The sequence below is a fragment of the Shimia sp. genome (assembly GCF_049116215.1).
Classification (GTDB): domain Bacteria; phylum Pseudomonadota; class Alphaproteobacteria; order Rhodobacterales; family Rhodobacteraceae; genus Shimia.
Genome location: NZ_JAGDZB010000004.1, coordinates 212,846 through 226,913, shown reverse-complemented (window position 1 = coordinate 226,913; position 14,068 = coordinate 212,846). Strand labels below are relative to the sequence as shown.

Annotated in this window: 16 protein-coding genes; 13 read left to right on the top strand and 3 right to left on the bottom strand. The window is 57.4% G+C overall.

All coding sequences use genetic code 11. The annotated features are described in order from the left end of the window. The first annotated feature begins 128 nt into the window (after positions 1-128). From JXR15_RS14530 to JXR15_RS14470, 13 genes are all read left to right on the top strand, one after another. On the top strand, positions 129-563 hold the full coding sequence (locus JXR15_RS14530) for a paraquat-inducible protein A (protein ID WP_422053928.1): 435 nt from the start codon (positions 129-131) through the stop codon (positions 561-563). 17 nt (positions 564-580) lie between these two features. After that, the gene (radA, locus tag JXR15_RS14525; protein ID WP_422053927.1) at positions 581-1,948 is read left to right on the top strand and encodes a DNA repair protein RadA; all 1,368 of its coding nucleotides are present in this window, start codon (positions 581-583) and stop codon (positions 1,946-1,948) included. Positions 1,949-2,007: 59 nt separating this feature from the next. Next, a complete protein-coding gene (locus JXR15_RS14520) occupies positions 2,008-2,562 on the top strand; it encodes a CvpA family protein (RefSeq protein ID WP_422053926.1) in 555 nt (184 codons plus the stop codon). A 135-nt stretch (positions 2,563-2,697) separates the two neighbouring features. Further along, complete coding sequence (locus JXR15_RS14515) at positions 2,698-3,960, top strand: TAXI family TRAP transporter solute-binding subunit (protein ID WP_422053925.1); 1,263 nt, start codon at positions 2,698-2,700, stop codon at positions 3,958-3,960. A 22-nt stretch (positions 3,961-3,982) separates the two neighbouring features. After that, complete coding sequence (locus tag JXR15_RS14510) at positions 3,983-4,258, top strand: GlsB/YeaQ/YmgE family stress response membrane protein (protein ID WP_422053924.1); 276 nt, start codon at positions 3,983-3,985, stop codon at positions 4,256-4,258. A 251-nt stretch (positions 4,259-4,509) separates the two neighbouring features. After that, complete coding sequence (purF, locus tag JXR15_RS14505) at positions 4,510-6,039, top strand: amidophosphoribosyltransferase (RefSeq protein ID WP_422053923.1); 1,530 nt, start codon at positions 4,510-4,512, stop codon at positions 6,037-6,039. Positions 6,040-6,043: 4 nt separating this feature from the next. Then, complete coding sequence (locus JXR15_RS14500) at positions 6,044-6,607, top strand: DUF2199 domain-containing protein (RefSeq protein WP_422053922.1); 564 nt, start codon at positions 6,044-6,046, stop codon at positions 6,605-6,607. Positions 6,608-6,745: 138 nt separating this feature from the next. Beyond that, positions 6,746-7,003 carry a hypothetical protein gene (locus JXR15_RS14495; protein ID WP_422053921.1) on the top strand — a complete coding sequence of 86 codons (258 nt, stop codon included), beginning with the start codon at positions 6,746-6,748 and terminating at the stop codon, positions 7,001-7,003. A 102-nt stretch (positions 7,004-7,105) separates the two neighbouring features. Beyond that, on the top strand, positions 7,106-7,780 hold the full coding sequence (locus tag JXR15_RS14490) for an SDR family NAD(P)-dependent oxidoreductase (protein ID WP_422053920.1): 675 nt from the start codon (positions 7,106-7,108) through the stop codon (positions 7,778-7,780). 62 nt (positions 7,781-7,842) lie between these two features. Continuing rightward, entirely contained in the window at positions 7,843-8,790 is a 948-nt protein-coding gene (locus tag JXR15_RS14485; RefSeq protein ID WP_422053919.1) for a hypothetical protein, read from the top strand. 68 nt (positions 8,791-8,858) lie between these two features. Continuing rightward, positions 8,859-9,641 carry a 5'/3'-nucleotidase SurE gene (surE, locus tag JXR15_RS14480; protein ID WP_422053918.1) on the top strand — a complete coding sequence of 261 codons (783 nt, stop codon included), beginning with the start codon at positions 8,859-8,861 and terminating at the stop codon, positions 9,639-9,641. After that, positions 9,638-10,294 carry a protein-L-isoaspartate(D-aspartate) O-methyltransferase gene (locus JXR15_RS14475; protein WP_422053917.1) on the top strand — a complete coding sequence of 219 codons (657 nt, stop codon included), beginning with the start codon at positions 9,638-9,640 and terminating at the stop codon, positions 10,292-10,294. Before surE ends, JXR15_RS14475 begins: the two co-directional genes overlap by 4 nt. Positions 10,295-10,420: 126 nt before the next feature. Then, a complete protein-coding gene (locus tag JXR15_RS14470) occupies positions 10,421-11,626 on the top strand; it encodes a LysM peptidoglycan-binding domain-containing protein (RefSeq protein WP_422053916.1) in 1,206 nt (401 codons plus the stop codon). An 18-nt stretch (positions 11,627-11,644) separates the two neighbouring features. On the opposite strand, the gene JXR15_RS14465 is transcribed toward JXR15_RS14470, so the two are convergent. The 3 genes from JXR15_RS14465 to tatB all read right to left on the bottom strand — a co-directional run bounded on the left by JXR15_RS14465 (position 11,645) and on the right by tatB (position 14,054). Next, positions 11,645-12,487 carry an ATP-binding protein gene (locus JXR15_RS14465; RefSeq protein WP_422053915.1) on the bottom strand — a complete coding sequence of 281 codons (843 nt, stop codon included), beginning with the start codon at positions 12,485-12,487 and terminating at the stop codon, positions 11,645-11,647. A 116-nt stretch (positions 12,488-12,603) separates the two neighbouring features. Beyond that, complete coding sequence (gene tatC, locus JXR15_RS14460; protein WP_299427457.1) at positions 12,604-13,530, bottom strand: twin-arginine translocase subunit TatC; 927 nt, start codon at positions 13,528-13,530, stop codon at positions 12,604-12,606. Next, positions 13,527-14,054 (bottom strand): Sec-independent protein translocase protein TatB, encoded by a 528-nt coding sequence (tatB, locus tag JXR15_RS14455; RefSeq protein WP_422053914.1) that lies wholly within the window; start codon positions 14,052-14,054, stop codon positions 13,527-13,529. Before tatB ends, tatC begins: the two co-directional genes overlap by 4 nt. Positions 14,055-14,068: the final 14 nt, after the last annotated feature.

The window sequence follows — 14,068 nt, the reverse complement described above, 5'->3', positions numbered from 1 at the left end:
TCGGCCATCGTGTGGTTTTGCGGCGGTGAGGCAACCTCCAAGAATAGGATGTCGGCGGGAAGCGAGGTACAAAATTCCCCGAAGGTCACAGCTTGCGTTGACCAAAGGTTGCGCATAGCTCTAACGCCATGACCCACGCTTTGCGCCTGTGCAATCTGTCTTTGCTGATCCTTTTTCCCATCGCTTGGTTTGCACCATTGATGCGGGCCGGGCTGTTGCCACTGTTTGGGTTGAGCGAGATTTCGATTGTGTCCGGCCTACAGTCGTTGTGGGACACGGACGTCGCGCTGGCGTTGCTTGTAACCTTTCTGGCCATTTTTGCGCCGTATATGAAGGTGATCGGGCTTGCGCTGATTCAATTTGGCATGATGCGGCGCAAGGTGCTGCCGGCGCTGGAATGGCTGGGCAAACTGGCCATGGCAGATGTGTTTTTGATCGCACTATATGTTGTGATTGTGAAAGGCGCCGGTCGGGTCACAGTGGAAACCGGGTGGGGATTGTACCTATTTTCCGCCTGCGTTTTGGCCTCGCTGGCGATTAGTCATTTGACCCGCAAGCGGTAGTGGTCCAAAACGAGAACATGGCAAAAAGCAAAACCCAATTCAATTGCTCCAGTTGTGGCGCACAGTTTTCCAAATGGTCCGGTCGATGCGAAGGCTGCGGCGAATGGAACACCATTGTGGAAGAGGCGCCGTTTGGCGCTGGCCCATCAGGATCATCGCTGGGCACGGGAAAAGGGCGGCGCATTGAACTGTCCGATCTGCGCACCGAGGAGGCCCCTCCCCCGCGCACCTTAAGTGGCGTGAAAGAACTTGATCGTGTTTTGGGCGGCGGGCTGGTGCCCGCAAGCGCCATTCTGGTAGGCGGTGATCCGGGGATTGGTAAATCCACGTTGCTGCTTCAAGCGGCGGCCCGATTTGCACGGCAAGGCGTAAAAACCATTTACGTAAGCGGCGAAGAAGCCAGTGCACAAGTGCGGATGCGGGCGCAGCGTTTGGGGTTGACCGAAAGTCCGGTTTTGTTGGCTGCCGACACAAACCTGCGCGATATCCTGACCACGTTGGAAGCTGAAAAGCCGCAATTGGCGATCATCGATTCCATTCAAACCATGTGGAGCGACTCTGTTGCCAGCGCGCCCGGCTCTGTCAGTCAGGTGCGCGCAGCCGCACATGAGTTGACCGCTTTTGCCAAACGCAAAGGCATGGCGATTGTTCTGGTCGGGCACGTGACCAAAGAAGGGCAGATCGCCGGTCCCCGCGTGGTGGAACACATGGTGGATACAGTGCTCTATTTTGAAGGCGAGCGCGGACATCAGTTCCGGATTCTGCGCGCTGTGAAAAACCGCTTTGGTCCGGCGGATGAAATTGGCGTGTTTGAAATGACCGGTCGTGGTCTGGCCGAAGTGGCCAACCCAAGTGCACTGTTCCTGGCAGATCGCGGTGCGCCAAGCCCCGGCAGCGTGGTGTTTGCTGGCATTGAAGGCACACGCCCCGTGTTGATCGAGTTGCAGGCTTTGGTCGCACCCTCGCCGCACAGCCAGTCCCGCCGCACGGTTGTGGGCTGGGACAGCGGACGGTTGGCGATGATTCTCGCGGTGCTAGAATCACGCTGCGGAATTCCCTTTGCCGGGTTGGATGTGTATCTGAACGTGGCTGGCGGCATGAAAATTTCCGAACCGGCAGCGGATCTCGCGGTGGCCTGTGCGCTGATCTCCGCGCGCGAGGACAGCGCCCTACCCGCCGAGACCGTGGTTTTTGGCGAAATCAGCCTCTCCGGGGCCCTCAGATCGGTCAGTCAGACGGAAAATAGGTTGAAAGAAGCCCAAAAACTTGGTTTCACGTCCGCAATCGCTCCGAAAGGTGGCAAATCCGCGAAAGTTGAAGGTATCAATCTCAACCGCATTGGGGATTTGGCAAGCTTTGTGGGAGAGGTATTCGGAGCGGGCTGACAGGCCGAGAGTTAAAAAGTGAAAATCTGGCCGGGGGCGGTCAAAGGGGACGAGAATACATGGAAGGCTTCACAATTATCGATGCCGTGGTCGCAGGTGTGATCATCGTTTCAGCGCTGCTGGCCTATAGCCGAGGTGTTGTGCGCGAAGGCATGGCCATCGCAGGGTGGATCGCCGCCGCGATTTTGGCCTTTATGTTTGCCGGCACATTACAACCGATGGTCAAAGAAATTCCGGTTTTGGGGCAATATTTGTCCGACAGCTGTGAATTGTCGATCATCGCCGCCTTTGCCGGTGTGTTTGCACTGGCGCTGATTGTGGTTTCGCTGTTCACACCGCTGTTTTCCTCCATCGTGCAGCGATCTGCGCTTGGCGGCATTGACCAGGGGCTTGGTTTTATCTTTGGTGTTTTGCGCGGCATCCTGTTGGTAGCCATTGCCTTCTTTGTGTATGAAACCGTGATCACCAGCCAATCTGTGGCGATGGTGGACGACAGCCGCTCTGCCGCTGTGTTCAGCCGCATCACGCGCCGGATTGACGACCGCGACCCACAGCAAGCGCTGGGTTGGATCACCACACAATATGAAGAACTTGTGGGCGTCTGCGAACAGTAAGCGCCACCACATCAGTAAGACATGAGCCCGCGCCACATGGTTGCGGGCTTTTTGCTGCGCGACGGTCTGGGCACTTGTTTGCCACGCGATGGGGGGATACCGTCGCAAAAATCGGAATGTTTTGGCAGCTTTACCATGCGACTTTGGATATTCATCACCACCTTGAGCCTCGCCGTTTGTGTGTCCTTGGTGCTGTTTATGTTACTCCCTCCAAACACGGTAAGACTGGCGGCAGGGACACAAGGCGGTGCCTACACGCTTATGGCGGAACGGTATCAGGAGGTGCTGGCCCGTGACGGCATTGATGTGCAGATTGTGCACACCAATGGCTCCGTGGACAACGCGGAGATGATGTCTGGCAATCTGGTTGATGCGGCGTTTTTGCAAGCTGGTGTGGGTGTGGTTGATGGCACCGCAGAATCGATTGGTGGCGTGTTTTATGAGCCGATGATTTTCCTGGCGCATAGCGGTCATGATATTCCGTCAAACCCGGCTTTGTGGCGCGATCTCACAATTGCCGCCGGCAAAACAGGCTCAGGGACAGCGGTGGCTTTTTCTGACTTCCAATCCGCTGTTGGCATGGCAAAGGGGGCAAACACTCTGGTTGATCTGGGCTTCTCGCAAGCCATATTTGCGTTGCGGGCCGGTGACATCGACATGGCGTTTTTTGTCAGCAGCATCGAAGCGCCGTACCTACGACAGGCCTTTGGGTATGACGACATCGACATTTTACACCTGTCCTACACCAATGCGATTGCCCGGCATTTGGACTATGCAGACCTGGTGGAAGTGCCCACGGGAGGGGTCTCACTGAACCCGGTACAACCCACTGAGACGCGGCAATTGCTGGCCCTTAAAGCGCAGCTGGTGATTGACCCCAATTTGCATCCGGCATTGGTCAACCGGCTGACCATGGCGGCTAAAGAACTGCATCGCGGGCATGATGTGCTGACTCCGCGTGGCACTTTCCCGGAGCCACGTGGCATTGGCATCCCGGAAAACAGCGTGGCGCGACAGTTGATCGAAGACGGGCCAAGCACCTGGCACAGCCTGTTGCCCTATTGGATGGCGGCGCAGGTCAATCGATTGTTCCTGCTAACCTTGCCCATCCTGTTCTTGCTGCTACCGCTTCTGCGGGTGTTGCCAATGATTTACGCCTATTTCCGCGGCTGGCAGGTGTGGAAGCACTACGGGCGCATCCGTGAAATTGAGGCACAGATGGGGCCGAAATGCACAGCAGAGGAATTGACGGGCATGTCCGAAGAGCTGGAAGAAGTAGATCACCGGATTTCGCAGTTAAAATTGCCTCCGGCCTATCGCCAAACGGCCTATCACGCCCGCATGCACATTGATCTGGTTCAGAAACGCATCAAACATTTGGAAACGCAGCTGAGTTGAGCTGTTCCTAAGGAGAGACACTATGGAAGGCACCACAGACGCACAGCTGTTTTCAGGCATTTTCAGTGCGGTGATCATTGGCGGCTTGGCCGGTTGGCTGGCTGGAAAACTTGTGCGGGGTGGTGGTTTCGGCTTGGTTGGCAATGTGATCCTCGGCATCGGCGGAGCGATTTTGGCCAATTTTGCCTTGCCCTTACTTGGGTTTTCCTTTGGCGGAGGCTTCATCAGTTCGGTGTTTCAATCGATGCTCGGCGCGGCGGTGGTTCTGGTGTTGATCCGCATGGCAAAACAAACCTGAGCGCAGATTGTCACAGCTTTTGTGATCCTTTCGTGACATGCCACTCATGAGCCCTTAAGAGGAGCCTAGCACGAGAACAGGATTCGGAGCTTCCCTGTGGACAGTGGTTATGACCACCCTTTCAGCTGGCGCAGACCGCGCATGGAAAAGGCTTGTCTGCCCGCGACTCTGACGGATCTGACTTGTACCATTGGTGCCTCGGTGCGCAGCCTCACTCAACCTAGCCTAACCTGACGAAGGGAGCCCTGCCTGTGTGCGGAATTTTGGGGATCGCCAACCGAAACCATGACGTCTTTGGAGAGATCTATGATGGTCTCTTGATGTTGCAGCACCGTGGGCAAGATGCCTCGGGTGTGGTGACCTACACTGGGGGCTTCTTTCGCGAGCGCAAGGCCAATGGTTTGGTCAAAGATGTGTTCCAGCCGTCTGATGCCGAGACCCTGACCGGGCGTATTGGCATGGGGCATGTGCGCTACCCGACCGCGGGCAGCCTGTCAGCTTCGGAAGCGCAGCCGTTTTTTGTGAATGCGCCTTATGGCATTTACCTTGTGCACAACGGCAATATCACCAACACCGAGGCGCAGCGCGAAAAGGTGACAGGGAAATATAGCCGCCATCTGCGCACCACCTCTGACAGTGAAATCCTGCTGAACGTGCTGGCGGACAAGGTGGCTGACGCCATCAAAGTGAACGGCAGCGCGGATGCCATCCGCAACATCTTTGCGGGTGTAAAAATGTCCATGGAACGGGTGCAAGGCGCCTATTCCGTTGTGTGCTTGATCGCTGGTGTGGGCATGTTGGCGTTCCGCGACCCGCATGGCATCCGCCCGTTGTCAGTGGCGCGACGCGATGCGGAAGGCGAAGGGGACGACTATGCGTTTGCCTCTGAAGATGTGGCGTTTGGCATCAATGGCTTTGACAAAATGCGTGACCTGAAGCCGGGCGAAGCCATGCTGGTGGACCTAGAGGGCAACCTGCACGAGTTCCAGGCGGTGGAAGGCAAGCTGACGCCTTGTATCTTTGAGTATGTCTACCTGGCGCGCCCGGACAGTGTGCTGGACGGTGTTTCCGTCTATCAGGCGCAAATCCGCATGGGCAAAACGCTGGCAAAACAGATTTCCGCAAGTGGGCTGGACATTGACGCAATCATTCCGGTGCCAGACAGTGCCCGCCCTGTGGCTTTGGAAGTGAGCAACATCACCGGCATCCGCTACCGCGAAGCGCTGGTGAAGAACCGCTATGTCGGGCGGACGTTTATTATGCCGGGTCAGGAAGAGCGGCAAAAATCCGTGCGCCGCAAACTGAACGCCATTCCGCGCGAAATGGAAGGCCGCAACATCCTGTTGATTGACGACAGCATTGTGCGTGGCAACACCATCAAGAAGATCGTGCAGATGTGTCGCGAAGCTGGGGCCAAAAAGGTTTACATCGCCTCCGCGTCACCTCCTGTGGCCAATCCAAACGTCTATGGCATTGATATGCCGACCAAACACGAGCTGATTGCAAACGGCAAAACCACGGATGAAATTCGCGAAGAGCTGGGTGCGGATGCGCTGTTTTATCAGGAGCTTGAGGACCTGATTTGGGCGGCCAAAGAAGGCAACCCGGAGATCGAGCAATTTGATTGTTCCTGCTTTGACGGCAACTACATCACCGGTGGTGTGACGCCTGAGTATCTTGCGGCGCTGGAAGGCAGCAGCCGTGTGAGCAAGAAGATCGAAGAGGCCCCTTCCCCCGGTGCAAGCTGGAACAGCGCCTCCGTGGCGCCGTCGCAGGGCTGACTTTATGAACCTGCTGGCGCTCGACAGCCGCTGGCAGCGGTTTAATGATCCAGACTACGCCTGCAAATGTTGCGGGCGTAGTTTTGGCGGGATCGTTGACGTTGGATTTGGCCAACCGGATTGCTGGCCCCATGGCGAGATGAAAGACGGCGACACGTTGACGGTGGGCGACGATGTGTTGACCGCCGACCTTTGCGTGGTGGTTGAGCTACGTTTCCTTCACTGTGTGCTGCCCTTGCCGATCCGGGGCAGTGACGAGGTGTTTTTGTTTGGTGTTTGGGCGAGTGTCACCAAAGACCAATTTAAGGCCTATGTGTTGGACGCCACCGGTGAGGCGCCTGGGTTTGACGGCTGTGACGCCTGGCTGATGAATGACCTGCCGCTGTTTGAGTGCGACGAACCAATGGCCTGCGCCTTGAAACCGGCAGAATCAGCAGCTGAAAGACCCCATCTCACGGCCAAAAATGGTCCTCTGGCACAAGCGCAAGCAGAGGGTATTTCCTTCGATCAACTGCTGGATATCTACGCAGCCAGTGGCGAAGACCTGCGCCCGCATCTGTTGGGCTGATTTCCGCCACATCTGCCTTTTTTCTTAGGCAATCGACCGCCTGTTCAGCGGTCCTTAACCATAAATGCCCTATGCCTGTCTGGCGGCACCTAACCCTCCCCTATATAGCCGCCATCACTCACAGACACAGGCAGTATCATGTCCTCCAAGACTCCTTCTCACGTGGCCGCGCAGGCCACGCAAACCGGTGTGCTGAAAAACCGGTCCCGCCTCACCTTGATTGGCGTGATGGGCAGCCCCAAAAGTCCACGCGCGCTGTTGATGACAGCCGGCGGAAAAACACTGCGCGTTGAACTGGGCGACCGCACGCCGTCCGGCAAAGTGGTTGCCATTGGCGAAGACAGCGTTGTGCTCAATGCCGGCCACGGCACCACCCGCTTGTCGATGCCAAACTAGTCCTCCCCCGGCCCAAAAGAGGTGTGCAAACACAGGCCTGGGTTTGCCTGCGACGCGCTTGCCCCTTGACCTCATGCCACTTTGGACGCATTTCATCGGCCTATGAGCGATACGTCCAACACCCCCGACGCCTCCGGCGAGAAAATCGCGCTGATCACCGGCGCATCCCGCGGCCTTGGCGCTGCTTTTGCAGAGGCCCTGGTGCCCGCATACCACGTGGTGGCGGTCGCCCGCACCACCGGTGCCCTGGAAGACCTGGACGATCGCATTCAGGCCAAAGGTGGCAAAGCCACATTGGCGCCAATGGACATCACCAATGCGGACGCGATGGCACAGCTGTGCCGGTCAATCCATGACCGCTGGGGCAAGGTGGATTTGTGGATCCATACCGCCGCCCACGGCGCGCCCTTGACCCCAACCGATCACATTGACGCCAAAGATTGGCAAAAATCCTTGTCAATCAATGTGGACGCAGTCGGTCGGTTGATCCCCTTTATGAGCCCGCTTTTGGGTGACACCGGACATGCGGTGTTCTTTGACGACAACCACGCCGGTGAGAAGTTCTTTGGCTCTTATGGCGCTACCAAAGCCGCGCAGATCGCGCTGGCCAAAAGCTGGCAAGCCGAGACCACCAACATCGGCCCTACCGTGTCAGTGGTCAGCCCACGCGGCATGCCCACCGGTACACGTGCGCGGTTCTTCCCGGGCGAAGACAAAGACAGCCTTGTGCATCCGCGCGACGAAGCCGCACGTTTGATGGCTGAAATAGGCCTTTGATCTCCAAACTTGGTGCATATCAGGCCTTCTGATAGACTCCTCTTAGTTGAGGAGTTTTTATGATGTGTGTTTTTACGCGAACTATTCAAAGCGTTCTTCGAACTTCGTTGACGCTGGCGTTGATCTCAACTCCAGTATTTGCGGGTGATAGCCCTGCAGCTGTCCAGCTCGATGTTAACAGTAATGATTTTTGCGGTTTTTGGCGACTGGCCCCTGCAGAAACACCAGACCAGACCTCATTGCCGGGCACGGTGCCAACCACCTGCAGCACTGAGGAGCATGACAATCGCCAATATTTCTTTGGAGATTGCTCAAGTTATGCTTTGCCGGCTGGAGACTATGTCTTTCAATCTAGAGGCATGCATGGGCAAGCCAGTGCAGTAACTTTGGACCCTGCTTCAGGGGGCAGCGTCACCAACATGCCACGTGGCGGGCACGAGCTATCCTTTGCACCCTATTCGGGCAATGCGATCGATATGGCGCTGACCGTGAGACAACTAACACTGGCACTCAATGGCTATACGGGCCCGGCAGGTACGGAAAAGCAGCGCGCACCGTTAAAGGGCTGCTCGCGCAACACCGTACAGGTGCTCGGCGGCAGCCAATGGTTTCTTGTGACAGGAACACATGCCGTAACTTGGCTCATCGACACGCCTTGGGGACAGGTCTGGCCACAGCAAACCAGCAGTATTATCAAAAAACAAAAGTCAGGCGATGCTGACCTGACTTATGTGACTTATGACGTGACCATCGAACCTATACCAGTCGAAGATGGCACACTGTGGCAAATCCAGGAGCAAGACGACTGGCACAAAGAGGCGGCGACGCTGAGACTGCCTTCCGTTGGAACCTTCAGTATTCGCGCTAAGAATTCGAACAGTGGCGTCAGCGGTGGCGCGTTGTTTCGATTTACCGACGGGTGCCGTCTCTCCAACGACGTCGTTGGTATTTCCGGTATTGGCGCGTTCAAAGTAAGTGTGGATTGTGCATCGCGCCTTCCAGAACTTTAAACCAGCGTAGCTTGCCCCCCTTGCACACCTCCACTAGACAGGACGTCAGAAAATATTGGGGCAGGCACATGCGTATTCTCATCACAAATGACGACGGTATCAACGCACCGGGACTGACCGTTCTGGAACAGATTGCTGCCGAGTTGGCTGGCCCAGATGGCGAAGTCTGGTGTGTGGCCCCTGCGTTTGAGCAATCTGGCGTGGGCCACTGCATCAGCTACACCCATCCAACTATGATTGCGCAGATGGGGGAGCGTCGGTTTGCGGCGGAGGGCAGCCCTGCGGATTGTGTGCTTGCTGGTGTGCACGACGTGATGAAAGATGCGCCGCCAGAGCTGATCCTGTCCGGCGTGAACCGCGGCAACAATTCGGCTGAGAACGCGCTCTATTCCGGCACTTTGGGCGCGGCAATTGAAGGCGCCTTGCAGGGCATTCCGTCGTTTGCGCTCTCTCAGTTTTTGGGTCCCAAGAACTTCCACGCAGATGATCCGTTTGAGGCGGCAGGTGCCTATGGTGCAGATATGGTGCGCAAGGTGCTCGACGCAAACCCAATCAACGATCATGCCTATGGGCTGTTTTACAACGTGAATTTCCCGCCCGTGCTGGCGGCAGAGGTGCAAGGGGTGCGGGCTGTGGCCCAAGGCCTGCGCGCCGGAACCCGGTTCTCAGTTGAGCCGCACAACGCGCCGTCCGGTCGTCGGTTCCTCTGGGCCAAGGGTGGGGACCAAACGGTGATAACCGCTGAGGGGACGGACGCGGCCGCAAATCTCGACGGCTATATCTCCGTCACCCCCATGCGCGCTGACCTCACCGCACATGATACGCTGGCCGCGTTGAAAGGCATTGAATGACCGACCCGGACGCGCTTGCACAACGCAAAATGCAGTTTCTGTTTGCCTTGCGCTCGCGTGGGGTAACCGATCCGGCTGTACTCACCGCCATGGAAGACGTGGACCGCGGGTTGTTTGTGCGTGGTCTGTTTGCCGAGCGGGCTTATGAGGATACGCCGCTCCCCATTGCCTGTGGACAGACCATTTCCCAGCCGTCCGTTGTTGGGTTGATGACCCAGGCGTTGGAAGTGACATCCCGCGACAAGGTGCTCGAAGTGGGCACAGGCTCCGGCTATCAAGCGGCCATTCTCAGCCATCTGTCACGGCGGGTGTATACGGTGGATCGTCACAAGCGGCTGGTGCAGGAAGCGCGGGGCATTTTTGACCAGTTGGGGATTGTGAACATCACCTCGCTGATTTCGGATGGCAGCTTTGGCCTGCCTGATCAGGCGCCGTTTGATAAGATCATCGTCACAGCCGCCGCAGAGGACCCGCCAGGCCCCCTCTTGGCGCAACTCAAGATCGGCGGTATCATGGTGGTGCCCGTGGGGCAGTCGGATGCGGTACAAAGCCTCATTCGGGTGCGTAAAACCGAAAACGGGTTGGACTATGACGAATTGCGCTCGGTACGGTTTGTGCCATTGCTTGAGGGCGTAGCACGCGAAAATGATTGATTGGAAAGGGCTTTCCTCTTGGCAAATGAGGAGAGTTCACCCATTTGGAAGCTTAACGTAGCGAATAACAAAGCGGCCGTGGCACCAGACCCCCAACAATAGGGCGCCGCATGTGAGGACATCGAGATGGCAGTATTCTCGTCAAAAAACACCCGATGGATTGGCGCAGGCTTTGCGCTCACCGTCATGAGTGGGTGTTTGGACACATTGGATTACGACTTACGCGGCGATATTGGCGGCGGATTGGACACCACCACTGCGGCGCAAACCGCCACCGCCACACGCCCCGAACCAGACGATCGCGGTGTGATCTCTTACCCAAGCTATCAGGTGGCTGTGGCCAAACGCGGCGACACGTTGGCCGACGTATCGGAACGTGTCGGCATTCCGGCAGAGGAGTTAAGCCGCACCAATGGTATCGCGCTGGATGCGCAGCTGCGCGAAGGCGAAGTGGTCACCCTGCCCCGTCGTGTGGCGGAGCCATCAGCAGCCACTGGCGGCACTGGCATGGTCACTGCGCCGGGTGGTGTAGACATTGCCTCGCTGGCTGGCGGCGCGATCAACAATGCCGACACCGGCGTTGAAACAGAGACATTGCAACCAGCCACGGCGTCCACCTCAAAGGTGCAGTCAGGTGTGGAACCTGTGCGCCACAAGGTGAAACGTGGCGAGACCGCCTTTACCATCGCGCGGCTTTACAACGTCTCGGTGCGTTCGCTGGCGGAATGGAACGGTTTGGGCAGCGATTTCACCATTCGTGAGAACCAGATCCTGCTGATCCCACCGGTTGACCCGCAGGCGGAAGCCCAACGCAAGGCGGCTGCAGCCGCGGCGGCCACAACCACCACAAAGCCAGGCGAAGGCTCGCCAACGCCAACACCTCCAAGCGCCTCCAAGCCGCTGCCGGAAGACAATACCGTTGCAGCAGCCACACCGGTTGCCAAACCGGAAAGCCCAAACCTGAACGAGCAGCAGAGCGCCAGCAAAGCGGCCATGAGCTATCCGGTGACCGGCAAGGTGATCCGCCCCTACTCCAAGGGGAAAAACAATGGCATTGATATTGCGGCAGCGGCTGGCACGCCCGTGACTGCTGCGGCGAACGGCACGGTGGCGGCGATCACCAAAGATGCGGATGACGTGACCATTCTTGTCGTGCGCCATCCCAACAACTTGATGACGGTCTACTACAACGTAGACGGCGTGAAGGTGAAAAAGGGCGCCAGCGTGAAGCGTGGGCAAAGCATGGCTGTGCTGCCCGCGGAAAACAGCTTTGTGCACTTTGAAGTGCGTGAAGGTTTTGACAGCGTCGATCCGGCCCCTTACCTGAAATAAGGCACAGAGGCGTCTGCGTTAGGACAACGCGACGCCTTCGCGGCCTGCCAAATCCACAAAAAACTGCCACGCCACACGGCCGGAACGCGCGCCACGTGTGGCTTGCCATTCGATGGCTTCAGCCCGCAGCCTGTCTGCGTCAACGCTCACGCCATGCGCTGCACAGTAGCCGTCGATCATGGCGAGGTATTGATCCTGGGAGCACGGGTGGAAGCCCAGCCAGAGACCAAAGCGGTCGGATAGGGAGACTTTCTCTTCCACTGCCTCAGACGGGTTGATCGCAGAGCTGCGCTCGTTTTCGATCATGTCGCGCGGCATCAGGTGGCGGCGGTTGGAAGTGGCGTAGAACACCACATTTTCGGGACGGCCTTCGATGCCGCCATCCAGCACCGCTTTGAGCGATTTGTAATGCTGGTCATCGTGGCTGAAGCTGAGGTCATCACAGAACAGCAGGAAGCGTTCCTCACTGGCGCGCAAGAGGTTCAGGAGACGTGCCACGGACGGCAGGTCTTCGCGCTGTAGCTCGACAATTTTCAGCGGCAGGCCTTCGGCAAGAATTTGAGCATGAACCGCCTTCACGATGGAGGATTTCCCCATGCCACGCGCGCCCCAAAGCAATGCGTTGTTGGCAGGCAGGCCACGGGCAAATTGTCGGGTGTTTTCCAGCAACGTGTCGCGAGAGCGGTCGATGCCTACGAGCAAATCGAGAGACACGCGGTTGATGTTGACCACCGGCTCCAGACGGTCAGGATCTACATGCCAGACAAACCCATCCGCCGCGGCAAAATCAGGGGCGGCCATGGGGGCCGGTGCCATGCGTTCAAGCGCTTCGGCGATGCGGGTCAAAGTGGTGTCATCCATGGCGGGCCTCCGGTCGTTTGAGCGATAGAAACCACGTTCCATAGCCAACAACAAGTGCCGCAAAAGAAAAGCGCGCCCCAATTGGGACGCGCTTAGATCTTAACTTCAGTTGACGACTACTTATGGCTTTCCGCGTCCGCGATATCAGCTTCGTCTTCGCCTTCTTCGTCGTCCTCAAAATAGACGCCTTCGGCTTTGAGCTTGGCCACGCGTTGACGATCGACACGGCGCACCAGGAAAATCGATACTTCGTAGAGGCCATAGACCACCACAAACAGGATCAGCTGTGTGGTGACATCTGGTGGTGTGACCAATGCGGCCAGAACCAGAATGCCCACCATGGCGTATTTGCGCACGCGGCCGAGGCCTTCGGCGTTCACCAAACCGGCTTTGCCCATCAGCGTCAGCAGAACTGGCAACTGGAAGCAGAGGCCAAAAGCCATGATGAACTTCAGCGAGATATCCAGGCTTTCGTTCACCTTGCCAAAGAAGGTGATCTTGATGCCGCTGTCAGTTTCAGGAACCACGGCTGTGCCGGTTGGCATTTCGCTCGTGGTGCTGGCCAACAGGTTGGCAAAGATCGAACTCACGTCAGTGAAGCCCAAGAAGAACGCCATCGCCAGAGGTGTCACCACAAAGTGCGCAAAGGCTGCGCCCAACAGGAACATAAACGGCGACGCGATCATAAAGGGCAGAAAAGCACCACGCTCGTTTTTGTAGAGCCCAGGAGCCACAAAGCGCCACAGCTGAAACGCAATCACAGGGAAGGCCAACACAAAGCCGCCCACCATGGAGATGCGGAACAAGGTGAACAGGTATTCCTGTGGCGAGGTATATTGCATCGTTGGGGACGGATCGCCCAGCGCCCGCAGGGTTTCCTCAATCGGCCCCAGCAAGAACTGCAAAGTTGGCTCCGCAATCACAAACGCCAAAATCATACCAACCAAGAAAGCCAGCACAGAGCGGATGAGCCGCGTGCGCAGCTCCGCCAAATGCTCGATCAGCGGCGCGGAGCTGTCTTCCATGTCGTCAGTTGAGCTCATGCCTCATCCTTCTTTGCCGCGGTCTTGGCCGGAGGTGTCGGCGCGGGATCATAGCTGCGTGCCGCTTTGCGAGCAGCCTTGGCCGCATCCTCTTCGCTGGCAGCGGCTTTTTCCGCGGCTTCTCGGTCCAGACGTTCTTGCGCCATTTCCGCAGACTTCTGGCGAATTTTCTCCGCCGCCTCGGCGCGTTCCTTGGACAACGTGGTGGTTTCCGCACCTGGCTCATAAGACATGGAGCGTTTCACTTCGTCGACGGAGTCATTCAACGCGTTTGTGGCAGATTTCAAAGGGTTGGTGACTTTGTCCAACCCATCGGTGGCCCCTTTGATGGTGTCGGTGACGTCTTTGACGCCCGCCTGATCAGCCGCCTGATTCATCGCAGAGGAAAACTCCCGTGCCATGCCTTTGGCCTTGCCCACAAAGCGGCCCACCGTGCGAAACATCACCGGCAGGTCTTTGGGGCCCACAACGATGAGCGCCACGATGCCAACAAGCAGAAGCTCGGTCCAACCCAGATCAAACATCTTGGATCAGCCCG